Annotated in this window: 16 protein-coding genes, 2 pseudogenes and 1 CRISPR repeat array; of the genes and pseudogenes, 7 read left to right on the top strand and 11 right to left on the bottom strand. The window is 72.1% G+C overall.

The features are described 5' to 3' along the window. Position 1: 1 nt before the first annotated feature. The 3 genes and pseudogenes from cas5 to ACFV88_RS05165 all read left to right on the top strand — a co-directional run. On the top strand, positions 2–676 hold the full coding sequence (gene cas5, locus ACFV88_RS05175) for a CRISPR-associated protein Cas5 (RefSeq protein ID WP_385486191.1): 675 nt from the start codon (positions 2–4) through the stop codon (positions 674–676). Then, a complete protein-coding gene (gene cas3, locus ACFV88_RS05170; RefSeq protein WP_385486189.1) occupies positions 673–3081 on the top strand; it encodes a CRISPR-associated helicase Cas3' in 2409 nt (802 codons plus the stop codon). The genes cas5 and cas3 overlap by 4 nt, the downstream gene beginning before the upstream one ends. Next, a pseudogene (locus ACFV88_RS05165) lies at positions 3078–3518 on the top strand (CRISPR-associated protein Cas4); the annotation flags it as partial. The gene cas3 and the pseudogene ACFV88_RS05165, both read left to right, overlap by 4 nt. A gap of 46 nt (positions 3519–3564) precedes the next feature. Beyond that, a CRISPR array of direct repeats spans positions 3565–4055; the repeat unit is 23 nt; unit sequence TCATCAGCCCTGGAGGGTTGGAA. 48 nt (positions 4056–4103) lie between these two features. Here ACFV88_RS05165 and ACFV88_RS05160 read toward each other — a convergent pair. The 4 genes from ACFV88_RS05160 to ACFV88_RS05145 form a co-directional block, all read right to left on the bottom strand. Then, positions 4104–5327 carry an MFS transporter gene (locus tag ACFV88_RS05160; protein ID WP_385486187.1) on the bottom strand — a complete coding sequence of 408 codons (1224 nt, stop codon included), beginning with the start codon at positions 5325–5327 and terminating at the stop codon, positions 4104–4106. A gap of 102 nt (positions 5328–5429) precedes the next feature. Beyond that, positions 5430–6086, bottom strand: a complete 657-nt coding sequence (locus tag ACFV88_RS05155) for a TetR/AcrR family transcriptional regulator (protein ID WP_385486185.1) — start codon at positions 6084–6086, stop codon at positions 5430–5432. Positions 6087–6090: 4 nt separating this feature from the next. Then, positions 6091–7632 carry an MFS transporter gene (locus ACFV88_RS05150; protein WP_385486183.1) on the bottom strand — a complete coding sequence of 514 codons (1542 nt, stop codon included), beginning with the start codon at positions 7630–7632 and terminating at the stop codon, positions 6091–6093. 173 nt (positions 7633–7805) lie between these two features. Further along, positions 7806–8489: a hemolysin III family protein gene (locus tag ACFV88_RS05145; protein ID WP_385486181.1), complete on the bottom strand. Its 684-nt coding sequence runs from the start codon at positions 8487–8489 to the stop codon at positions 7806–7808. A 501-nt stretch (positions 8490–8990) separates the two neighbouring features. Here ACFV88_RS05145 and ACFV88_RS05140 point away from each other — a divergent pair. Then, positions 8991–10844: a phosphoenolpyruvate carboxykinase (GTP) gene (locus ACFV88_RS05140; RefSeq protein WP_385486179.1), complete on the top strand. Its 1854-nt coding sequence runs from the start codon at positions 8991–8993 to the stop codon at positions 10842–10844. A 384-nt stretch (positions 10845–11228) separates the two neighbouring features. On the opposite strand, the pseudogene ACFV88_RS05135 reads toward ACFV88_RS05140, so the two are convergent. The 4 genes and pseudogenes from ACFV88_RS05135 to ACFV88_RS05120 form a co-directional block, all read right to left on the bottom strand. Next, a pseudogene (locus ACFV88_RS05135) lies at positions 11229–11636 on the bottom strand (hypothetical protein); the annotation flags it as partial. A gap of 104 nt (positions 11637–11740) precedes the next feature. Then, a complete protein-coding gene (locus ACFV88_RS05130) occupies positions 11741–12502 on the bottom strand; it encodes a L,D-transpeptidase family protein (protein WP_385486177.1) in 762 nt (253 codons plus the stop codon). Between the two features lie 153 nt (positions 12503–12655). After that, entirely contained in the window at positions 12656–17488 is a 4833-nt protein-coding gene (locus ACFV88_RS05125; RefSeq protein WP_385486175.1) for a SpaA isopeptide-forming pilin-related protein, read from the bottom strand. A 93-nt stretch (positions 17489–17581) separates the two neighbouring features. Further along, positions 17582–18793: a pyridoxal phosphate-dependent aminotransferase gene (locus tag ACFV88_RS05120; protein WP_385486173.1), complete on the bottom strand. Its 1212-nt coding sequence runs from the start codon at positions 18791–18793 to the stop codon at positions 17582–17584. Positions 18794–19032: 239 nt separating this feature from the next. On the opposite strand from ACFV88_RS05120, the gene ACFV88_RS05115 reads away from it, so the two are divergent. Beyond that, positions 19033–19818, top strand: coding sequence for a histidine phosphatase family protein (locus ACFV88_RS05115; RefSeq protein ID WP_385486171.1), 786 nt, complete (start codon positions 19033–19035; stop codon positions 19816–19818). Between the two features lie 256 nt (positions 19819–20074). Here ACFV88_RS05115 and ACFV88_RS05110 read toward each other — a convergent pair whose 3' ends face one another. Then, positions 20075–20251: a hypothetical protein gene (locus tag ACFV88_RS05110; protein ID WP_385486169.1), complete on the bottom strand. Its 177-nt coding sequence runs from the start codon at positions 20249–20251 to the stop codon at positions 20075–20077. A gap of 31 nt (positions 20252–20282) precedes the next feature. On the opposite strand from ACFV88_RS05110, the gene ACFV88_RS05105 reads away from it, so the two are divergent. Further along, entirely contained in the window at positions 20283–20930 is a 648-nt protein-coding gene (locus ACFV88_RS05105) for an alpha-ketoglutarate-dependent dioxygenase AlkB (protein WP_385486167.1), read from the top strand. A 28-nt stretch (positions 20931–20958) separates the two neighbouring features. On the opposite strand, the gene ACFV88_RS05100 is transcribed toward ACFV88_RS05105, so the two are convergent. Further along, positions 20959–21222 (bottom strand): hypothetical protein, encoded by a 264-nt coding sequence (locus tag ACFV88_RS05100; protein ID WP_385486165.1) that lies wholly within the window; start codon positions 21220–21222, stop codon positions 20959–20961. Positions 21223–21761: 539 nt separating this feature from the next. Continuing rightward, positions 21762–22478, bottom strand: a complete 717-nt coding sequence (locus ACFV88_RS05095) for a DUF1524 domain-containing protein (protein ID WP_385486163.1) — start codon at positions 22476–22478, stop codon at positions 21762–21764. A gap of 309 nt (positions 22479–22787) precedes the next feature. On the opposite strand from ACFV88_RS05095, the gene ACFV88_RS05090 reads away from it, so the two are divergent. After that, positions 22788–23984, top strand: coding sequence for an esterase/lipase family protein (locus ACFV88_RS05090; RefSeq protein WP_385486161.1), 1197 nt, complete (start codon positions 22788–22790; stop codon positions 23982–23984). The last annotated feature ends 10 nt before the right edge of the window (positions 23985–23994 follow it).

The raw sequence follows: 23994 nt of genomic DNA, 5'->3' as shown, positions 1-23994 counted from the left end.
GGTGCACCGAGAGTCCCAGGCGGTGTGGCGGGCCGAGTTCTGGGCCCCTGTCGCCTCCTTCCGCGACCCACTGTTCCCCGGGGTCAGCCGTTGCCTGCCGCTCCCGCCGCCCTCCACGGTGCGGGGGCTGCTGGCCGCGGCGACGGGCCGCCCCGCCGAGTCCTTGGCGTTCGGCATGGCGGCCCGGGCCGGTGGCAGCGGGGTGGACGCGGAGACGTACCACCCCATCGCCGCCGACGGTCGCAACCCGGCCGTCTCCGGTCGGGTGCGCCCCGGCAAGGGCGGCATGACGATCAGGGACCGCCCGTTCCTGACCGACGTCCACCTCACGCTGTGGCTGCCCGGCGAGGACGGTGACCGCATCGCGCGCGCCCTGCGCCGCCCCCGCTGGCCACTGCGCCTCGGCCGCTCGCAGGACGTCGTCCACCCGCTGACGCTCAGCCGCATCACCCTGCGCCCCGCCGATCGGGCCGTGGTGGATCACGCGCTTGCGCCGTCCGACGCGCACCGAGTGCCGTCCGCAACCGTGCACCAGCTCGCGGCGAGCACGTCGACGGACCGGCTGACCACGCGGTGGGTCGACTACCTGTGGTGCGAGACGTCCACCGGTGCGCAACCGGTGCGGGGCGCCCACCAGGACGACACCGGGCAGGCCGTGTGGCTACTGGAGCCGTGAACGGGGCGCGGGGGCAAGGTACTTCTACGGCCCGGGGCCTCCGGGACGTCCGCGCCAAGTCCGCCCCGGTACGTGACCCGGAACGCCTCACCGCCCACTCCCGTACCGTCCACGACACCGTCGCGCAGATCGAGGCGCGGATCGCGAACGCCGGTGTGTTGGCCACGGAACCGGCCTTCTGGTCGCGGGTGCGCCGGGCGGCCCTGCTCCACGACACGGGGAAGGTCGCCGAGGGGTTCCAACGCCAGTTGCTGCCCGGCGAGCCGCCCTGGGGCGAGCGGCACGAGGTGCTGTCACTGGCGTACGTGGACCTCATGGCCGCGGCCGGCGACTGGACGGACGACGACCGGCTGATGGTCGCCACGCTGGTCGCCACCCACCACCGCGCCCTACACTCCGCGTCCGGCGGACCCGTAGCGGGGACCGGGGCCAAACCCAGCCTGGCGCAGACGTACAACGCCGAGACCCGCTGGGAGCACGCGTTCGGCCGCACGCCCGGCCCGGACGGCGAACTCGTCCAGGTCACCCGACGGCTGCACCGGGAGCTGACCGCCTGGCTGTCCGGCGCGCTGGCCGTGGATCCGCCGCACGACGACGGCACACCGCTGGCCGAACGCGCCCGCCGCCTCCTCGCCACCCTCCTCGACACCTGGCGCCGGCAGGTCCCGCCGGACCGCGGGCTGCTCGCCGTCCTCGCACAAGGCGCACTCACCCTCGCCGACCACGCCGGTTCCGCCCACGTGGACCTCCAGACCCACCTGCCCCTGCCCGGCGACTACTTCGCCCGCCTCCCGTACCCGCCCCACCCGCACCAGCGGGACGCCGCCGACGTGGACGGGCACCTCGTCCTCATCGCCCCGACCGGCAGCGGCAAGACGGAAGCGGGACTGGCCTGGGCCGCCCGGCAAATCGCTGATATGCCCGGGCTGCCCCGCCTGGTGTGGGTCCTCCCGTACCGCGTCTCGCTCAACGCCGCCCGCCGCAGACTCGCCGCCGACCTCGTACCCGCGCCCGGCGAGGACGCCCCGGACATCGGGCTCCTGCACGGCACCGTCGCCCACACCCTCCTCCTGGAGGCCGCCGAGGACTGCGACCCGTCCGCCCCGACCGCCGCGATGGCCCGCCAGGCACGGGCCCGCGCCGGAGCCATGCGCCTGTTCACCCAACGGGTGCGCGTCGCCACGCCCCACCAACTCCTGCGCGGAGCCATCGCCGGCCCCACCCACTCCTCGGCCCTCCTCGAACAGGCCAACTCCGTCTTCGTGCTGGACGAACTCCACGCCTACGAACCGGAGACCTTCGGCCGGCTCTGCGCGTCCATGGGCCTGTGGGAACGGCTCGGCAGCCGGGTCGCCGTCCTGTCCGCCACTCTCGCCCCACCGCTCACCGAAGTCATCGACGAAAGCCTGTCCCACCCGGTCGCCCTCCGCCGCGCACCCCAGGGCACCAGCCCTGTCCGGCACCGACTGACCCTCGACCCCGAGCCCCTCACCGCCCCGGCCGGCGTCGACCGCCTCCGCACCTGGCTGCACGAGGGCCACAGCGTCCTCGCCGTCGTCAACACGGTCGCCGCCGCCCGCTCCCTCTACCGCGAGCTGGCCCCCGACGCGCGGGCCGCGGCCAGCCCCGACGACCCCCACCCGGCGCTACTCCTCCACTCCCGCTTCAAACACCGCGACCGTGACGCCGTCGAACGCAACTTGCTCGCACGCCACCCGGAACGCCGGCCCGGCGAACGTGGTGCCCGCGGCGGGCTGACCGTTGCCACGCAAGCGGTTGAGGTCTCCCTCCAACTCGACTTCGACCGAGGCGCGGTGGAGAACGCCCCCATCGAGGCCGTCGCCCAGCGTGCCGGCCGCGTTAACCGCCGCGGACTCCACCCGGACGGCCCCGTCGAGTTCCGCGTCCACCGCTCCGAAGGCCACCTCCCTTACGAGGACGGCGCCGTGAACGCGTCCTGGCTCGCCCTGACCACCCTGGTCGGCGCGGGAGCCGACACGCTCAGCGAGGAGGACGTCGAACGGCTGCTCGCCCTCGCGTACGACACGGAGTGGGGCGCCAGTTGGAAGGCGAGGACCCGCCGTGCCCGCGACGGGTTCACGGCCGCGTTCCTCTCCTTCCCCGACCCCTTCCACGACCGCACCGAGTTCGCACGGCGGCTGGACGAACAGTTCGACGGAGCCGAGGTCCTGCACGTGGACGACGTCGAGGAGTACCGCACCCTCACCACCGGCCCCGACGGCCACGCCCTACGCGCCGCCGGCCTCCTCATCCCCCTGAGCTACGTCCAGTTGAAGCAGTACGACGTACACCTCGACCGGACCTTGGGCGTGCGGGTGACGAAGGCCGAGTACGACCCGGAGACGGGCCTACGACCCCCCGACGAACCGGAGACCATCCTGTGACCGTCCCTGACCCCGCGGCCCCGGTGGGCGGGGTCCACATCAAGTACCTGCACCATTGCCCACGGCAACTCTGGTTGTACGGACAGGGGTACCGCCCCGAGCAGCGCAGCGACCTGGTCGCCTTCGGTGAGGTCGTGGACGCCACCACGTTCACCCGCCGACGGGACGTGGACCTCGGCGAGGCCAAGATCGACTGGGTCACGGCCGGCGCGGTGGTCCACGAAACCAAGTCCTCCCGCTCCCCGTCCCCTGCACACGCGGCCCAGGTCCGCCACTACTGCCTCCTCCTGGAGCGGCGAGGCGTCGCGGTGCGCGGCGGAACGGTCCACTATCCGCTCATTCGCCGAACGGTCGACGTCTCCTGGGACGCGGACGCCCGCAGCGAGGCGGTGGAGTCCGAGGGTCGGGCCCGGGCGACTCTCGCCGCTGTCGGGCCCCCGGACCGCCACGAACATCCGCAGCCCGGCTATCTCACCGGGACCGACGGTCATCAGCCCTGGAGGGTTGGAAACGAGGGGCTGAAGTGCCCCGTGTGGTTGCCGTTGTGGTCCTCATCAGCCCTGGAGGGTTGGAAACCCGATCGCCTGCGAGGTGGCGAGCGGCATAGCGGTGAGCCGTCATCAGCCCTGGAGGGTTGGAAACCCCGCCTCTCTCCCCGCGTGCGCGGCCGGGGGCATGACGTGCCGCCATCAGCCCTGGAGGGTTGGAAACCCGCAGCCGCGGCCGAGCAGCTCGCCGAGCTCGGGCCGTCATCAGCCCTGGAGGGTTGGAAACAGGGTGAACGCGAGAGGGTGCCGTTGGGGTCGACCCGCCGTCATCAGCCCTGGAGGGTTGGAAACGACGCTGCCTCGGCGGTCATCCGGCCCGAGGGGTCCCCGAGTCCTCATTAGCCCTGGAGGGTTGGAACAACCCGATCACCTGGAAGGTCGACACCACGGCCCGCATGCTGTCATCAGCCTTGGAGGGTTGGAGAAGCCGCGGTGGTAGCTGCACCCAGCGAATAGCCGCGCCCAGCCCAGCTCTCACCCCACCACCCCCACCCGCCGCACCCCAACGCCAACGACCAGCACCGCCACGAGCGCCGTAGCGCCCCCCGCCGCCATGACCGCGGACGTGGAGGCGTGGTCGACGACCGTTCCGCCGGCCAGGGCGCCCAGGGCGATCGTCGCCTGGAAGGACGAGGTGAACAGGACCGAGGACGCCTCCGTCGCACCGGGGGCCGCGCGGGCGAACCAGGTCTGGGAGCAGACCGGCACCGCACCGTACGCGACGCCCCACACGATCAGCAGGGCCACCGCGCCCACCCCCCAGTGGCCGAAGACCGACAGGGCCAACGTCGCGACCGCGATCAGGGCCGCAGCGCACCCGAAGGAAGCGCGAGGTGCACGGGACACCGCGAAGCCCGCGAGGAAGGTTCCGGCGATGCCGGCGGCACCGTAGATCAGGAGGCAGACGGTGACGAGGTCGGGGTCCAGGCGGGGGACCTGTTCCAGGAACGGGGTGACGTACGTGTACGCGCCGAAGTGGGCGAGGACGACGAGGAACGTCACGGCCAGCGCGTACCGGGTGGCGGGGGTGCGGAGCAGGTCACCGAGGACCGAGAGGTTGGCCGGGCGCTGCGGCGGGAGGGGCGGGAGGGCGAGGAGGAGCAGGGTCAGGACGGCGAGGGTGAGCAGCGCCATGGTGAGGAACGCGATGCGCCAACCGGCGGTGGAGCCGACGTACGTGCCGAGCGGTACGCCGAGCACGGAACCGAGCGGCACCGCGGAGAAGATCACGGCCGTGGCGCGCCCGACGGACGCGGCGGGGACCAGGCGGGCGGCGAGGCCCGCGCCGACGGACCAGAAGCCGCCGATGCTGATGCCGACCAGGACCCGGGAGAGGAGGACGAGCCAGTAGGAAGGTGCGGCGGCGGCCAGGAAGTTGGCGACTGCGAGGAGCAGGACGAACGCGGCCAGGACCGGGCGGCGGTCGGTGTTGCCCAGGGCCGAGGTGACGAGCGGGGCGAAGACCGCGGCGAGGATGCCGGGGAGCGCCATCATGAGGCCGGCGGTGCCCTCGGAGACGGTGAAGTCCGCGCCGATGGTGGTGAGGAGGCCGATCGGGAGGATCTCCGTGGTGACGATGACGAAGATGCCGAGGGCCACGGACACCACGGCCAGCCAGGAGACGAGGGGTGACCGTGGTGCGTCAGCCGGGGCCGCCGGGGGTGGAGAGGTGGGGCGGCCGGGCGCTGCGGTGGCCATCGGGTTCGGGTTCCGTCCTGCCGGGGGCATGGGGTAGTGCGCACACCACTTCAGCAGGGCCCGGGGAGCGTGTCCGGCAGCTTCTCGACGTCAACGTCAACGTCAGCCGGAGCCGCCCCCGCCAGCACGTCCGACGCCGGGTCCGAGCCCCTGGGCGAACACGGTCAGCGCGCGGTCGAGCAGGTCGCCGATGTCGTCGGGGTAGTCGCGTTCCGCCCAGTAGCGGGAGGTTTCGAAGAGGGTGCCGACGAGGCCCATCGCGTAGGCGCGGACCTCCAGTTCGGCGGGGTCGCGGCCGGTGCGTTCGGCGATGACGCGACAGAGCATGCCGCCGGTAACCGACATGCTCTCCAGACTGCGGGAACGGACCGCCGGGACCTCGGCCATCAGGCGCATGCGGAGCTTGGTGACCTCGGGTTCGTGGCGCAGGGAATGTTCCATGGTCTGCCGCAGGACGTGCCGGAGGGAGTCGAGGAGGGGTTCCTCGGCGGGGCGGTTGCGGAGCGCCTCCTCCATGACCGGGTCGTGTTCGTCGGTGAGGACGATGTCCTCCTTGGTGGGGAAGTACCGGAACACCGTGCTCGCCGAGACCTCGGCCGCCTGGGCGATCTGCTCGACGGTCGTCGTCTCGTACCCCTGCTCGGCGATGAGCCGGTAGGTGGCCTCGCGGATCGCGACGCGGGTCTTGAGCTTCTTGCGTTCCCGCAGGCCGAGCTGCGACGGGTCCACGGGAGACGGTGGAGGTGCGGTGGCGGGCATGGCCTCATTGTCGGCCATCGGCGGGACGGGTGCCGTCCCCGGGCGGCGGGAGCAGGACGAGGGCCGCGAGTGCGGTGAGCAGGGCGGCTGCTGCGCACACGAGGAGGACGAGTCGCATGCCGTCCAGGTACGCGGCGTCCGCGGCCCGGGCCAGTTCCGGCGCGCCGAGCCGCTCGGCCAACAGATGGGCGGCGACGACGGATTCGCGTGCCGTGCCGGTGGCCCCGGGCGGGAGTGCGGCGGTGGCGTCGCCGGTGACGCGGTCGCCGTAGGTGCTGGACAGCAGGGAGCCCAGCAGCGCGATGCCGAGGGCGCTGCCCACTTGCCGCACGGTCATCAGCAGGCCGGAGCCGGTGCCCGCGCGGTCGGCGGGCAGCGTGCCGAGTGCCGTTTCCATCGCGGCGACCACCGCGAAGCCGAAGCCGAGTCCGGCGGTGCCCAGCCAGAGGGCCACGTACCCGTACCCCGAGCCGGGTTCGGTGCGGCTGCCGAGGAGCGCGGCGCAGGTCAGCACCGCCAGCCCCCCGCCGATCACGGCACGTGCCCCGTACCGCGCGGCGAGCGGTGCGCACGCCTTCGCGGCGATCAGCATGCCGCCCATCAGCGGCAGCATCCGTAGCCCGGTGCCGAAGGCGTCGTTGCCGAGCACGGTCTGGAGGTACGGGGGCAGGACGAACATCAGGCCCGCGAGGACGAACATCACCAGCGTGGCGGCGAGGGTGTTGAGGAGGAAGGGGCGGCGGGTGAGGAGGTCCAGGTCGAGCAGGGGGCGGGTGGCGCCGCGTTCCCGTACGACCAGGGCGGCGATGAGGGCGGTACCGGTGAGGAGGAGGCCGAGGGTCAGGGGGGCGGTCCAGCCGCGGTGCGGGGCTTCGATGATCGCGTAGATGAGGGTGCCGAGGCCGGCGACGGTCAGGGCGGTGGAGGTGAGGTCGAGGCGCGGGGCGGCCGGGTCGCGGCTCTCGGGGAGCAGCAGGATGCAGGCGGTGATGCCGAGGGCGGCCATGGGGACGTTGATCAGGAAGACGGAGCCCCACCAGTAGTGGTCGAGGAGCCAGCCGCCGACGATCGGGCCGAGCGGCAGTCCCAGGGCGGAGGCGGAGGTGACCGCGGCGACGGCCCTGCCGCGTTCGTCGGGGCCGAAGAGGGTCGGGAGGACGGAGAGGGCGAGCGGGGTGACCAGGGCGCCGCCGATGCCCATGGCGGCGCGGGCGGCGATCACGGTGGGGACGTCGTCGGCGAGGGTGCCGGCGAGTGAGCCGAGGAGGAAGACGGCGAGTCCGGCGATGAGCATGCGGCGGCGTCCGTAGCGGTCGCCGAGGAGTCCGGCGGGCAGCATCAGGGCGGCGAAGACGATGACGTAGGCGTCGGCCATCCACTGTTGTTCGCCGGTGGAGGCGTCGAGTTGGCCGGCCATGGTCGGCAGCGCCACGTTGAGGATCGTGAGGTCGAAGCCGAGGACGAGGAAGCTGGCGACCAGGGCTCCCAGGGCCCACCAGCGGCGGGGGTGGGGCGGGATGTCGATCGTCGGATGGAGGGTGACCATGAAGTGAGAGTAACTGTCATTTGGGAGTTGCTGTCAATATGGTTCAGGGGTTCGGACGGGAAATGCGCCAGGGGAATGCGCCAGGGGGTAGGGGGTCCGGGCGTGAAAAAGGTGGCCGCGGCGGGGAGCCGCGGCCACCTGGGCCTGGGGGAGCGGAAGGGGGTTGTCCGTGGTTATCCGTGCTGGTAGGCCACGAGGGAGATGCCGACGTAGTGGACGACGAACGCGGCCAGGGTGAGGGAGTGGAACACCTCGTGGAAGCCGAACCAGCGCGGTGACGGGTTCGGGCGCTTGATGCCGTAGATCACGCCGCCCGCGCTGTAGAGGAGCCCGCCGACGATCACCAGGACCAGGACCGCGATGCCGCCCGTGCGCAGGAAGTCGGGGAGGAAGAAGACCGCCGCCCAGCCCATCGCGATGTAGCAGGGGGTGTACAGCCAGCGCGGGGCGCCCACCCAGAACACGCGGAAGACGATCCCGGCCGTCGCGGCGGCCCACACGCCCCACATCAGCCACTGGCCCTTGGCCTCGGGCAGCAGGAGCAGGGTGAGAGGGGTGTACGTGCCGGCGATGATCAGGAAGATGTTGGCGTGGTCGAGGCGGCGCAGCAGTCCGCCCGCGCGCGGCCCCCAGTTGCCCCGGTGGTACAGGGCGCTCACGCCGAAGAGCAGGCAGGCGGTGAGGACGTAGATCCCGCAGGCGATGCGGCCCCGGGTGGAGTCGGCGAGTGCCGTCAGAAACAGTCCGGAGACCAGGACCGCCGGGAACATGCCCGCGTGCAGCCAGCCGCGCAGCTTCGGTTTGAGTTCCGGGGTTGCGCCGGTCGTACCGGAATCCGGTGTGAGCGTCTGCGTCATGGGCTGCGGGTCCGTCTGGTGGGGGACTGAGAGGGCTGGGCGCGCGCCGCCCGGCTCCGGGGCTCGGTCGTCCTTCGGACCTGGTGAATCCGGGGGTGCGGGCACAGGCACAGTCATGTTCGGCATGGTACCTACGCCTCCGTAGGTCCATCATCTCCCCCCGTCCGGCCGCCCTCCAGTCCCCGTGGAATCCCTGGGGTGAGTCCTGGGGGTGCGCCCCCGGCGTGCGCCCGGCGTACGGGGTCGGGGGCGCCTCGTGTGCCGTGCGGGTGCGCTGGGTCCCCCTGCGCCCCGCGGTCCGCGCCGGTGGCGCACCGTGGCGAGGCTCACGCCGCTCACTTGTGAAGCCCTCTGGACATATGCGCAACAACGTCGGAGGATCAAATGAGTGCGGTCGGCACCGGATGAGCGCCGAGGCGTGAGCCCTCACTCACGTCGTGAAGCATCCGGGTCGCAGCCCCCAAGGGGCGGAAGACAACGAACCCTCATTTAGGAGCAATCGTGGCGCGCGATATCGCGGCTCCCGGCACCACCGGCGACACCCTTCTCACCCCGCCCACCACCCACCAGGGCCTCCTCAGCTGGGTGAGCGAGATCGTCGAGCTGACCCAGCCGGCCGACGTGGTCTGGTGCGACGGATCGGAAGCCGAGTACGAGCGCCTGTGCGAGGAGCTCGTCGCCAAGGGCACGTTCCGCAAGCTCGACCCGGTCAAGCGCCCGAACTCCTACTACGCCGCCTCCGACCCGACCGACGTCGCCCGCGTCGAGGACCGCACCTTCATCTGCTCCGAGAAGGAGGAGGACGCGGGCCCGACCAACCACTGGCGCGCCCCCGCCGAGATGCGCGAGGTGTTCCGCGGCGTCGACGGCAAGGGCGGGATCTTCCGCGGCTCGATGCGCGGCCGGACCCTGTACGTCGTCCCGTTCTGCATGGGCCCGCTGGGCTCGCCGCTCTCCGCGATCGGCGTCGAGATCACGGACTCCGCGTACGTCGCCGTCGCGATGCGCACCATGACCCGCATGGGGCAGCCCGTCCTGGACGAGCTGGGCTCCGACGGCTTCTTCGTGAAGGCCGTCCACACCCTGGGAGCCCCGCTGGCCGAGGGCGAGGCGGACGTCCCGTGGCCGTGCAACAGCACCAAGTACATCTCGCACTTCCCGGAGAGCCGCGAGATCTGGTCGTACGGCTCCGGTTACGGCGGCAACGCCCTGCTCGGCAAGAAGTGCTACGCGCTGCGCATCGCCTCGGTGATGGCCCGCGACGAGGGCTGGCTCGCCGAGCACATGCTGATCCTCAAGCTGACCCCGCCGAGCGGCGAGGCGAAGTACGTGGCCGCCGCGTTCCCCTCGGCGTGCGGCAAGACGAACCTCGCCATGCTGGAGCCCACCATCAAGGGCTGGACCGTCGAGACCATCGGCGACGACATCGCCTGGATGCGCTTCGGCGCGGACGGCCAGCTCTACGCGATCAACCCGGAGGCCGGGTTCTTCGGCGTGGCCCCGGGCACCGGCGAGCACACCAACGCCAATGCGATGAAGACGCTGTGGGGCAACTCCGTCTTCACCAACGTCGCCCTGACCGACGACAACGACGTCTGGTGGGAGGGCATGACCGAGGACACCCCCGCCCACCTCACCGACTGGAAGGGCAACGACTGGACCCCCGAGTCCGGCGTGCCCGCCGCGCACCCCAACGCCCGGTTCACGGTGCCCGCCGCCCAGTGCCCCACCATCGCGCCCGAGTGGGAGGACCCCAAGGGCGTGCCGATCTCGGCGATCCTCTTCGGTGGCCGCCGCGCCACCGCCGTGCCGCTGGTGACCGAGTCCCTGGGCTGGAACCACGGCGTGTTCCTCGGCGCGAACGTCGCCTCCGAGAAGACCGCCGCCGCCGAGGGCAAGGTGGGCGAACTGCGCCGCGACCCGTTCGCGATGCTGCCGTTCTGCGGCTACAACATGGGCGACTACATGGCCCACTGGGTCGACGTGGCCAAGGACAAGGACCCGGCGAAGCTGCCGCGGATCTACTACGTCAACTGGTTCCGCAAGGACGACGCGGGCCGGTTCGTGTGGCCCGGCTTCGGCGAGAACAGCCGGGTCCTGAAGTGGATCGTCGAGCGGCTGGACGGCACCGCCGAGGGCGTCGAGACCCCGATCGGCGTGCTGCCCGCGAAGGGCGCCCTGGACACCGAGGGCCTGGACCTCTCGGAAGCCGACCTCGACCTCCTGCTCACCGTCGACAAGGAGGTGTGGCGCGAGGAGGCGGCCCTGGTCCCCGAGCACCTCAACACCTTCGGTTCCCACGCGCCCAAGGAGCTGTGGGACGAGTACCGCGCCCTGGTGCAGCGCCTCGGCTGAGCCGCGGGGTGTGACGACGACCCCGCCACGGGCCCCGAGGGGCCCGAAGACCACGATCCGCCGGTCCTTCCCCTAGCCGGCGGACGGCCGCTCCGCGCGGGGCCGGGGACCGCGCCCGCCCCCCCTGGTGGACGCGGGCCCCGGCCCCGCGCGGAGCAAGGGGTGAGCCCCCGGAGGACAACGGCCTCCGGGGGCTCATCGCTGTGCGCACGTCGCCGCATCGGGGGTTCAGCGGGCCGCGGCCACCTTCCGTCGCCGCTCGCCGCGCCCCGCCCGGTGCGCGGCGGGGGCCGCTTCGGGGTCCACCGCGACCTCCGCGGGCCGCTCCGCGACCACCTCCGCCGCGACCTGCGCCGGAACTTCCGCGGGGCGCTCCGCGCCATCGAGGGCCGCCGCGTGCGCGTCCATGCGCTCGGCGGCGAGGATCGCGGCGGCGGTGTCCGCGCGCGAGGCCGCCACCACGAGGGCGCGGCCGGCGAGGGCGTGGGCGCGCTGGTGGAGTGCGACGGAGCGGGCGCGGCCCGGTCCGGTGACGGTGGTGACCGACGTCGACCGTACGGGCGCGGCTCCGTCGCGCAGCCGGGCGATGCGTCCGGCGATGCGTTCGGCGGCCCGGTCGAGGTCGGGGCCCGGGGTGAGGGCCCGCAGTTCGTCCGTGACGGCGAGCAGCGCCGACAGGTGCCCGGCGAGCTGGATGTCCAGCTCCTCCTCGCGGGAGCGGTGTGGATAGTCGGCGGCGCGGGGGGAGTCAGCCATCGTGTGGACCGACTTCGTGCGGATCGGTTCGTACATGGGACGGGCCTCCTGTGCAGTGACGAACCCATCCTAGCTTAGATTCATTCTAAAACTGAGCGAAGTCGCGTAACTGGTACAACCCATCGACATGGCCGACCGGCTCAGTCGACCGTCCCCGGCTTGGTCCCCCAGATGTACACCGCGTCATCCACGGCCAGCAGGTCCCACAGCACCGCCGCGTCGTCCAACCGCAGGTTCACACAGCCCGCCGAGCCGCCCCCGTCGAACAGGTCGTCGGGCCGCCCGTGCAGCGCCTGCCCCCCGTCGAAGAACTGCGCGTACGGCATCGGCGCGTTGTCGTACAGGGTCGAGACGTGGTCCTTGTTCCGCCAGTAGATGACGTGCCAGCCGGTGCGGGTCTCCTCGCCGTCGCGTCCGCTGCGCACCGGCACCGGATCGAAGAGCACCTTCCCGCCCCGCTGCACCCACAGCAGCTGCCGGTCCAGGTCGATGCAGGTCACGAGGTACGTACGGTCCGGGCACAACCCCGCCGCGTTCGGGTCGGCGCGCGCCCGGGCGGCGGTCATCACCCGGTACGTGAGCAGGTTCGCGTACCCGTCGGCGGGGACGATCCGCTCGGCCTCCTGGAAGCCGCGGATCGCCGCGCAGTCCTCGGGCGACTGCACCCCGTCCACCGGCCGCTCCAGGTACTCCTCCAGCTGCCGCTGGTAGGGGCCGGTGGAGGCGGTGCACTCCACCGCGGACCGGACGGCGCCCGCGGCGCTCACGGGGGGCGCGGCCAGTGCCAGGCCCGCGCCGGCCGCGAACAGCCAGCAACCCGCCCGCACCAGCGCCCGGGCCCGGCTCCCGTGACCGGCGGGCGGCCCGTCCGTGGCGGATATGCCGTGGTCAACAGGGCTCATCGGGGCCTCCGTCCGGTCGGGGTCCCACCAGAGCTACCAGTCAGCGCCGGGGCGCGCCCCGGGGAGTGGGCCGAAACGGTGAGGCCGGGGACCGCGGGTGGCGGTCCCCGGCCTCAGCCGGTCAGCGCGGGAACAGGGTTCCTCGCAGGGGTGTTACTTGCCCTTGCCGGGCTCCCCGCGCTTGTTGGCGACGTTGACCGTCACGGTCTCACCGGCGTTCTCGTCGGTGATCTCGAACGGTCCGCGCACCGGGTTGTGCGGGAGGACGTAGCCCTCGGGCACCGCCGTCTCGCGCACGTAGTACGTCCCGAGGTCCAGCTCGTCGAAGACGCACAGGCCGGCGCTGTCCGTGGAGCAGCCGGGACCCTCACGGGTGTCGGCAGGGGTGGAGCCGGAGGCGCTGGTCTGGAGACCGGGAACGCCGTTGGTCTCCTCCCACAGTTCGAAGACGGCCCCGGCGAGCGGGCGACCGTTCTTCGCGTCGGTCTTGACGACCTTGATGGTGCTCTCCTCGGCCGGCGTCTTCGTGTTGTCCGCGTCGACGCTGACGCCCTCCTCGGCGTTGGCCTCGGTGAGGACCAGCGGGCCGAAGACGGGGTTGGCGGGGAGTTCGTACCCGTCGGGCGCCTGGGTCTCGCGCCAGTAGTAGGTGCCGGTCTCGACGGTGCGGCTGCACTCGCCGTTGGCGGGCGTGGTGCAGGTGCCGCCGATCTGGGTGTCGGGGTCGGCGCCGGCGGTCTGGAGACCGGGGATGCCGTTGGTCTCCTCCCACAGCTGGAACACGGCTCCGGCCAGGGTGGCGTCGGTGTCCGCGTCGCGCTTCACGACGGTCACCTCACCGGTGATCGGCTCCGTCTCGGCGTTGTCCGCCTCGACGCTGACGCCCTGCTCCGCGTTCTCCTCGGTCAGGTGGAGCGGACCGAAGACGGGGTTGGCGGGGAGTTCGTAGCCGGGGGGCGCCTGGATCTCGCGCCAGTAGTAGGTGCCCGTCTCGACGGTGCGGCTGCACTCGCCGTTGGCGCCGGTGGTGCAGGTCCCGCCGATCTGGGTGTCGGGGTCGCCGCCGGTGGTCTGGAGACCGGGAAGCCCGTTGGTCTCCTCCCACAGCTCGAAGACGGCTCCGGCCAGGTTGGCGCCGGTCTCCGCGTCCTTCTTGACGACGGTGACCTCACCCGTGACGGCCGCTGTCTCAGTGTTGTTGGCCGTGACGGTGACGCCCTGCTCCGCGTTCTGCTCGGTGATCACGAGCGGACCGAAGACGGGGTTGGCCGGCAGGTCGTAGCCGGGGGGCGCCTGGGTCTCGCGCCAGTAGTACGTGCCCTCCTCGACCGTGCGGGTGCACTGGCCGTTGGCGGGCGTGGTGCAGGTGCCGCCGATCTGGGTGTCGGGGTCGGCGCCGGTGGTCTGGAGACCGGGGATGCCGTTGGTCTCCTCCCACAGCTGGAACACGGCTCCGGCCAGCGTGGCGCCGGTGTCCGCGTCCTTCTTGACGACCGTGACGTCACCGGTGACCGGCTCCGTCTCGGTGTTGTTGGCCGTGACGCTGACGCCCTGCTCGACGTTGTCCTCGGTCAGGTGGAGCGGGCCGAAGACGGGGTTGGCGGGCAGGTCGTAGCCGGGAGGTGCCTGGGTCTCGCGCCAGTAGTAGGTGCCCTCCTCGACCGTGCGGGTGCACTGGCCGTTGGCGCCGGTGGTGCAGCTGGCGCCGATCTGGGTGTCCGGCACGCCGCCGGTGGTCTGGAGACCGGCCTGACCGTTGGTCTCCTCCCACAGTTCGAAGACCGCTCCGGCGAGGTTGGCGCCGGTGGTCGCGTCCTTCTTGACGACCGTGACCGCGCCGGTGACCGGGGCCGTCTCGGCGTTGTCCGCGTCGACGCTGACGCCCTGCTCCGCGTTCTCCTCGGTGAGGGTCAGCGGTCCGAAGACCGGGTCGGCCGGCAGGTCGTAGCCGGGCGGGGCCTGGGTCTCGCGCCAGTAGTAGGTGCCGACCTCGACGGTGCGGGTGCACGTGCCGTTCGCCGGCGTGGTGCAGGAACCGCCGATCTGGGTGTCGGGAGTGGCACCCGTGGTCTGGAGACCGGGGATGCCGTTGGTCTCCTCCCACAGCTGGAACACCGCACCCGCCAAGGGGTCACCGGTGGTCGCGTCCTGCTTGACCACCGAGACCGCGCCGGTGACGGGAGCCGTCTCGCTGTTGTTCGCGGTGACGGTCACCCCCGTCTCGGCGTTCTCCGCCGTCAGGGTCAGCGGGCCGAACACCGGGTTGGAGGGGAGTTCGTACCCGGGCGGGGCCTGGGTCTCGTACCAGTAGTAGGTGCCCTCCTCGACGGTACGGGTGCACTCGCCGTTGGCGCCGGTGGTGCAGCTGCCGCCGACCTGGGTGTCCGGCATGCCGCCGGTGGTCTGGAGGCCGGGGGCGCCGTTGGTCTCCTGCCACAGCTGGAACACGGCTCCGGCGAGGTTGGCGCCGGTGCTCGCGTTCTTCTTGACGACCGTGACGTCACCGGTGACCGGCGGCTCCGTCACGTTGTTGTCGGCGTCGACGGTCACCCCGGTACCGGCGTTCTGCGCCGTCAGCACCAGCGGACCGAAGACCGGGTTGCCCGGCAGTTCGTAGCCGGGAGGTGCCTGGGTCTCGCGCCAGTAGTAGGTGCCGACCTCGACGGTGCGGGTGCACGTGCCGTTGGCGGGCGTGGTGCAGGAACCGCCGATCTGGGTGTCGGGGTTGGCGCCGGTGGTCTGGAGACCGGGGATGCCGTTGGTCTCCTCCCACAGCTGGAACACCGCACCCGCCAGCGGAGCCTGGGTGGTGGCGTCCCGCTTGACGACGCTGACCGTGCCCGTGACGGGAGCCGTCGCGTCGTTGTTCGCCGTGACGGTCACCCCGGTCCCGGCGTTCTCGTCCGTCAGCACGAGCGGTCCGAAGACCGGGTTGGAGGGGAGCTCGTAGCCGGGAGGTGCCTGGGTCTCGCGCCAGTAGTACGTACCGGTCTCGACGGTACGGGTGCATTCGCCGTTGGCCGGCGTGGTGCAGCTGGCACCGACCTGGGTGTCCGGGTCGCCACCGGTGGTCTGGAGACCGGGAACCCCGTTGCTCTCCTGCCACAGCTCGAACACGGCGCCGGCGAGGTTGGCGCCGGTGCTCGCGTCCTTCTTCACGACCGTGACGTCACCGGTGACCGGCGCCGTCGCGGTGTTGTTCGCGGTGACGGTGACACCCGTCGGTGCGTTCTCGTCGGTGAGGACCAGCGGACCGAACACCGGGTTGCCCGGCAGGTCGTACCCGGGCGGCGCCTGGGTCTCCCGCCAGTAGTAGGTGCCCGTTTCGACGGTGCGACTGCACGTGCCGTTCGCCGGCGTGGTGCAGGCGCCGCCGATCTGGGTGTCCGGGTCGGCGCCGGTGGTCTGGAGACCGGGGATGCCGTTGGTCTCCTCCCACAGCTGGAACACCGCACCCGCCAGCGGAGCCTGGGTCACCGAGTCCTGCTTGAGGACGCTGACCGCACCCGTGACCGGGGTCCGGGTGTCGGGCGCCACGATGCTCACCCCGTCCGGCAGGTCGTCCACGCCCAGCGTGAGCGGCCCGAACACCGGATTCGCCGGAAGGTCGTAGCCCGGCGGAGCCGCGGTCTCCCGCCAGTAGTACGTGCCGAGCTCGACGGTACGGGTGCACTCGCCGTTCGCGTCGGTCGTGCAGGTCGCGCCGACCTGGGTGTCGGGGTCCGCCCCGGTGGTCTGGAGACCGGTCTGCCCGTTGGTCTCCTGCCACAGCTCGAACTGCGCGCCGGCCAACGGGGCCTGCGTCTCGGCGTCCTGCTTGACGACCTGCACCGGGCCCTCGGCGGGCACCACGGTGCAGTCCGGGAGGTTGGTCGCGTTGAACGGGTAGGAGTGGAACTCCTGCCCGCCGCCACCGCCCGCGGGACTGGTGTGGGTGATGGAACCGGTGCTGAAGAAGCGGCCGTTGGTCCCCGGCAGGGTGACCGTCGTCTCCGAGGACTGGTTGCCGATCAGGACGCTGCCCTGGAACTGGCCGGTACCGGCCAGGCTCACCGTCGTGGCGTCCGGGAAGTTCCACAGCAGCCGGGAGCGCAACTGGTTCAGCGGGTCGTCGTCGAACGGGCTGCCGCTGTAGGTGCTGAGGGTGCGGTTCGCCCCGAGCACGTTGACCAGCACGGTCGCGTTCGCGGGGATGTTCTGGAAGACCAGGCCCTGCTGCGCTCCGGTCCCCGTCGTCAGGTCGAAGTTGACGTTGAAGATCTGGAGCGCCGAGGTGTTGTCCCCGGTGAAGACGGTCTGACCGCCCTGGTTCACCGCCGTGCCGGTCGCCGGCCGGGTGCCCTGCTCGTCGCGCGCGTAACACTGGCTCGCGGTGGTGAGCTCGTCGCGCAGCGCGGTGTAGGGGGCGGCGGCGTTCGGGTCCTGGACGACCGTCCCGGTGATGGTGCCGGTGGCCGTACCGGCGTGGCGGACCACTCCACCGTCGGCCAGCAGCGATTCGCCGGCCGCCACGGTGACGTCGCCGCCCGTGGTCAGGAAGTCCGCTCCGTCGGGCGGTGGCACCCGGGACCCCACACCGACGATGCCGATGTTGTAGATCGAGCTGAAGCCCGTGGCCTTGTCCTGGCTGAAGTCGCCGAGGACCACCACACGTCCCTCGGCCTCGGCGGCCCGCTCACGGACGCGGAAGTCGCCGCCCGCGAAGATGTTGATGCCGTTGTCGCGGCCCATGATCGGGCCGTTGCTGATCGGCGGGAACGGGTCGGGGCAGTCGCCCGGCACACAGGGGCCGAGGCCCCCGGGCAGGGGCGCCGCGACCGCGGGGGCGGCAGCCGTACCGAAGGCGATCAACGGGGCGGAAGCGGCGGCCACGGCATAGGCGGTGGCCAGGGTCCAAGCGCGTCTGCGCCGTTTGGACCGGGCGGTGCCGGGGCGCGGCGGCTCCTGCGAACCGCGCCCCGGTGACCGGGGAAGGAGTGGTCTCATGCAAGCCGTTGTCGCACGCGCGCGTAGGCCGCGGACCGCGGCGACACCCCCACCGGGCCGATTGCCGTACGGCGAATCACCCGGTCGCGGGGGTCAGTGCTGGCCGTAGCCGTCCAGGAAGGTCCCGATCCGGGTGACGGCCTCGGTGAGCTGGGCGACCGTGGGCAGGGTGACCACCCGGAAGTGATCGGGTTCCGGCCAGTTGAACCCGGTGCCCTGGACCACCATGATCTTCTCCGCGCGCAGCAGGTCGAGGACCATCTGCCGGTCGTCCTTGATCTTATAGACCTTCGGGTCCAGCCGGGGGAACAGGTACAGCGCCCCCCGCGGTTTCACACAGGTCACCCCGGGAATCCGGGTGAGCAGTTCGTACGCGGTGTCCCGCTGTTCCTTGAGCCGCCCGCCGGGCAGCACCAGGTCGTCGATGGTCTGTCGGCCGCTGAGGGCGGCGGCCACCCCGTGCTGGCCCGGCATGTTGGCGCACAGCCGCATGTTCGCGAGGATCGTCAGCCCCTCGATGTACGACTCGGCGTGCGCACGGGGCCCGGAGATCGCCATCCAGCCCACCCGGTACCCGGCGACCCGGTACGCCTTCGACATCCCGTTGAAGGTGAGCGTCAACAGATCGGGGGCGACGGCGGCGGTCGGGGTGTGCGTGGCGCCGTCGTAGAGGATCTTGTCGTAGATCTCGTCCGAGCAGACCAGCAGGTTGTGGCGGCGCGCGATGTCGGTGAGCCCGCGCAGCACTTCCTCGTCGTAGACGGCGCCGGTCGGGTTGTTCGGGTTGATGATGACGATCGCCTTGGTGCGGTCGCTCACCTTCCGCTCGATGTCCGCGAGGTCCGGCATCCAGTCCGACTGCTCGTCGCAGCGGTAGTGCACCGCGGTCCCGCCGGACAGGGACACGGCGGCCGTCCACAGCGGGTAGTCCGGCGCCGGTACGAGGACCTCGTCGCCGTCGTCCAGGAGGCCCTGCATCGCCATCACGATCAGCTCGGACACGCCGTTGCCGACGAAGACGTGCTCGACGTCGGTCTCTATGCCGAGGGTCTGGTTGTGCATGACGACCGCGCGGCGTGCGGCGAGCAGGCCCTTGGCGTCCCCGTACCCGTGGGCGTCGCCGACGTTGCGGAGGATGTCCTCCAGGATCTCCGGGGGACAGTCGAAGCCGAAGGCCGCCGGGTTGCCGGTGTTCAGCTTGAGGATGCGGTGGCCCGCCGCCTCCAGCCGCATGGCCTCTTCGAGGACCGGTCCCCGGATCTCGTAACAGACGTTGGCCAGCTTGGTCGACTGAATCACCTGCATGCGGGTCACCCTACGGCGCGGGCGTGCGGGCGGCGCTGTGTTTTACGGCACGTGGAGGGGCGGACGGGGCGTCGACGCCCGTGATCCGGGGTGCGGGTACGGGCCCCGGCGGGCGGGCGCGAGCGGCGCTGTGGACGGGCCCCGGCCAGCCGGGCAAGCTACGGGCCACGCCCGGAGCGGTGCGCTTCGGCCCGTTCCGCACCGTACTGCTCCGCTCCACCGACTCCGTGAGAGGTGCCATGAGCTTACGATCTCCCTCCCCTTCCCCCCACCCAGGCGCCGACGCCCCGCCGACCGGCCTGGTGGCGCCCTGTCCGCTGGCCGACCTGTGGGCCGTCCGGCACGGGCAGAGCACCGCCAACCTCGCCTTCGCCGCGGCGGAGGCGGCCGGGTCCACCGCCCCGGTGCCGGGCCGCGACCGGGACGTCCCGCTGTCGGACCTCGGCGCCGCGCAGGCGGAGGCCCTGGGCGACTGGCTGGCCGGGCGGGCTCCCGGGGCCGGTCCTGACCTGGTGGTCTGCTCCCCGTTCGCCCGGGCGAGGGAGACCTGGCAGGCCATGGCGGAGCGCGCCGCCGCACTCGGCACCCCGAGGCCGGACGTCCTGGTCGACGAGCGACTGCGGGACCGCGAGATGGGCGTCTTCGAACTGCACCCGCCGGCGGCGCTGCGCGCCCGGTCGCCGCAGGAGGCGGAGCGCCGGGAGCTGCTGGGCGAGTGGTGCTACCGGCCGCCCGGCGGGGAGGCGTTCACCGACGTCGCCGTACGGGTCGGACAGTTCCTCACCGACCTGGGGCGGGCCGCCCTCGGGCGACGGGTGCTGGTCGTCGCGCACGACGGCGTGGTCATCGCCCTGCGCTACGTGCTCGCGGGCATCGGGGCCACCGCACCGGAACGGCTGCCGCCGGTCCCCAACGCCTCCCTGTCGCACTGGAGCGGCGACGGCGACCGGCTCCGGCTGTCCGCCTGGGGCGACACCGCCCACCTGACCCCGCTTTCGCCGCCCGGCACGCCGCCGCGACACTGATCGCGCCCGACTTCGCGCTGCCGGAGCTGGACCACATAGCCCGCTCCGCCGTCCCGCTGCTGCCGACGCCACGTTGGCCGCCCGCACGGACGCGGACGTCGTACAGCTCCTCGCGCACCACCTGGCCGACCGCCACTCCGTCCGGCTCCCGTCCGCCGGGCCGACCGCGCCCGGCGGACGGCACGGGACGGCACCGCGGCAGATGGGGGGTTCCGCGGGGGCCTCGTCCGGGTTCGGGCCCCCGCGGGCAGCCGCTTCAGCCGCTGATCACCAGGTCGTCCAGAAGCAGTCGGCCCTGTTGTAGTCCTTGCAGCTCTCGTCGTTCCCGGTGACGGTGTCGGGACTTCGCCTCGTTCCACATCAGGCGCCGACCGCCGTGGTCCTTGTGCTGGTAGCAGCAGTACCAGTCATTACCGATGGCTCCGAATCGCACACCAGTGCGAAGCGTGTTCTAGGGTGGACGCATGTCCCACGCGCTGCAAGGTTCACTCTTCGATCAGGCCGGCCCGGGCCCCGAGGCGGGCGCACCGCGGCCCGGGGACCTCGCCGCGGTGCGGCGCACGGCGCTGGGGGGCGGGGCCTGGGTGGACGTGCTGCGCGGGTGGGTGTCCGGGGCGGACGAACTGTTCGCGCGACTCGCGACGGACGTACCGTGGCGGGCCGAGCGGCGGGAGATGTACGAGCGGACGGTCGACGTGCCCCGCTTGCTGTGCCACTACGGCCGGGGCCGCCCGCTGCCGCACCCCGCGCTGGACGTCGCCCGGGCGGCGCTGAACGAGCGCTACGGCCCCGAACTCGGCGAGCCCTTCGTGACCGCCGGCCTCTGCTACTACCGCGACGGCCGGGACAGCGTCGCCTGGCACGGGGACCGCATCGGGCGCGGGGCCCACGAGGACACCATGGTCGCCATCGTGTCCGTCGGTGCGCCCCGCGACCTGCTGCTGCGTCCCCGGGGCGGTGGCCCCACGGCCGCCCGGTACGCCCTCGGTCACGGGGACCTGATCGTCATGGGCGGCTCCTGTCAGCGGACGTGGGAACACGCCGTGCCGAAGAGCGCACGGGCCGCCGGCCCCCGGATCAGCGTCCAGTTCCGGCCCCGCGGGGTGCTCTGACGGGGCCGGACGGGGCCGGCCCGAGGGATCAGCCGACCGTCGAGGTCTCGCTGCCGAGGATCGCGGCGTGCTCCAGCACGTCCTCCGCCGGGTCGTCGATCTCTCCGATGGAGATCACCGTGATCCGGTGGCCGTTGTGCGAGTCGGTGTGCGTCTCGTCCGCCACCGCCGTCCCCGCGGACGTCACCGTCGCCATCGATGCCAGTGCCGCCGCCCCCCACGCGGTCCACGTCATCCTGGACCTGGTGCGGGCCCCGTCGCGGGGCGTGCGGGTGTTCCTGGCTTCGCTCATGCGTCCATCGCCTGCTTTCGCTGTACACCGGTGCAATCGGTTGGTCGCGCCGTGCACCCGGCGTATCCGGCACCCGGGGCCCGGGGTCACGCGCAGCGGAAACGGCCGAGCGATATGCCCGGATGGTCCACCCGTCCGGGTGATGCCTCGCACGTGCGACCGGGCGTCGAGCGGTGTGGTCAGCGCGTAGTCGCCGTACCGCCCCGCGGTGACCTGTCCCGGAGTGTGAACGCCCCTTCGGTGACCGGCATGTCGGCGGCGGGAGCCATGCAACGGGTCAGCGGAGGCGCCCCCTTGGCCGTCGCGCCCGACAGCCCCACCCGGGTCGCTCCCTGTTCGGGCACGTGGAAGCTCAACCCCATGCGGGTCCGCGGGGCCAGCGCGATCCGCCACGGGTGACCCGGGCTGGTGCGGACCAGACGGCCGGTCACCGTGGCGGTGGGGCCGCCGGTGGTGAGGCAGTCGACCCCGATCCGCCGCGCCCCGGCCCGGAGGCGGTCCGGGCCGGGGCGGGCGGTGGGGCAGGGGATGGTGGGGTGTCAGTCGGCTGCCGGAACGTAGATCACGACGGTCTCCTCGCAGGAGTTGTCCGCGAACAGCTTCAACGCCTCCACCTCGTCCTTGTCGGCGCTGAGCGACCAGCGGTGTTTGGTGGAGACCCACTCGCCGATGTACCGGCAGTACTTGTCGCCCTCCAGCGGCAGCCAGTTCGCCACGTCCCGGTCGGCCTTCTCCTGGACGGTCCGCTTGGTCGCCACGGTCAAGGTGGTCGGAGTTCCGCGGTCGTTGGCGTACGCCTCACGGCGTTCCGCGGTCCAGGCGGAGGCGCCCGAACCCCACGCCTCCGCCAACGGGACGACGTGGTCCACGGTCAACGAGCCCAGGTCGTTGACGATCTGGTCGTCGTAGTACGAGTGCCACTTGCCGCCCAACAGCCGGCAGCCGGGGCCCACGGTGGGGGCCTCGACGGCCTCCGCGATCAGCACCTCCCGGAAGGTGTCGCAGCCGTCGGTGAGGTCCGCGCCCGCGTTCCAGCGGGGGAACGCATCGCTCGTGTAACCGGAGCGGTCCTCCTCGGCGGTGGGGAGCGTGGACAGGGCGTCTTCGAGTTGCATCGTCGCCGTGGCGGCGTGCGCAGGGGACGCCGGGAGCGTCGGAGTGGACAGGAGCAGCGGGGCGAGAGCCAGCGGGAGGAGCGTGCGAGCCGTGAGGAGTTTCCCCGGTCGCACGCCCGCACGGGCCGGTTGCGTCGTCATGCCCCCTGGGTAGCGGATGGCGGCACCGGCTGGGCAGTCCTCCCGCGGTAACCCACCCGTACGAGCGGGAGATCCACCGGGAACGTTCAGGTGTGCCCCGGCGCGGAGTGGTGTGCGCTCGCGCGCTGCCCGAAACCCGCGCCCCCCGTGCACTCCCGGACACGGGTTTGTCGCCGGATGATCGATTTCACGCTAAGTGTCGTATCGGCCACGTGAAGTGACGTTCGGCGGGCTAGGTTCCCTGTCGGGCGCCCACCCTTCCGTCCTTCCGTCGCGGCCCAGCCGCCTGCTTCGCCGAGGTGAGATCGCGTGACCGAGATCCCCGTCCAGTCCTGGGGCCTGTTCGCTCGTGAGGGCCAGCAGGCCCCGCCGCCCGCCCCCGAGGCCGACGAGACCTGGGCCCTGCCGGGTGGCACCGCCCGCGTCTACTACGGCGTCCAGAACCGTGCCCTGGTCCGGCCGGTCATCCTCTCGGACGGGTTCAACTCCGGCCCCACCGACTTCGACGCCTTCTGGCACGGGCTGGAGCGCGGCCAACTGCCCTTCATCAGCTTGCTCCGTGAGCGCGGGCACGACCTCGTGCTGCTCGGCTACGACGAACGGTCGGCGTCCCTCCTCACCAATGCCCAAACGGCGATCGCCTGCATCCTGCGGACCGTCGCGGAACGGCTCGGCGACACCCGGCTGACCGTCGGCGGCTTCAGCATGGGCGGACTGATCACCCGCTACGCGCTGGCCAAGCTGGAGACCCAGCGGATGGACCACCAGACCGCCGCCTACTTCAGCTTCGACAGCCCGCACCGCGGCGCCTCCATCCCGATCTCCCTCCAGGCGCTCGCCCACTTCCTCAAGCCCGTCGCACCCGCGCTCAGCAACCAGATCAACAGCCCCGCGGCCCGCCAACTCCTGTGGCGGCACATCGAGACCGTCCACGGTTCGCCGGCCGAGGACCCGTTGCGCGCGGAGTTCCTCGACGAGTTGAAGCGGGTGGGCGGTTGGCCGCGCATCCCGCGGCTGCTGGCGCTCGCCAACGGCCGGCTCGACGGTGTCGGCAACGGGGTGCCCGCCGGGGAGCCCGCACTTGAGGTCACCAAGGGCGGCCTGAAGCCGACCACCCTGCTCACCCAGACTCCCGACAGCAAGGCGGTGCTCGCCCATCTGAAGGACCTGCTCCGCGAGGAGCACGTGCGCCACCGCGGGCTGCCCGAACTCGACGGTGCACCCGGCGGCACCCTGGACTCCTTCGGGATCGCCGCGGCCAACCTCACCAAGCCGTTGCTCGGCATGGCGGCCGTCGCCCACCATCCGGAGACCTGTTTCGTCCCGACCGGCAGCGCCCTCTCGGTGCGCGACATCAGTCAGGAATCCCTCTACGAGGACCTGTCCGGCCTGGACTACGACGCCTTCGACGTGGACGACTTCATCGCCTCCTCCGAGGCGAACACCCGGCACTCCGCGTTGACTCCGGAGCTGGGCGAGTGGCTGTTGGACCGACTCCCCAACTGACCGCTGACCG

It is taken from the genome of Streptomyces sp. NPDC059816, assembly GCF_042732055.1.
Taxonomy (GTDB): domain Bacteria; phylum Actinomycetota; class Actinomycetes; order Streptomycetales; family Streptomycetaceae; genus Streptomyces.
This window is presented reverse-complemented; position numbering and strand designations above follow the sequence as displayed.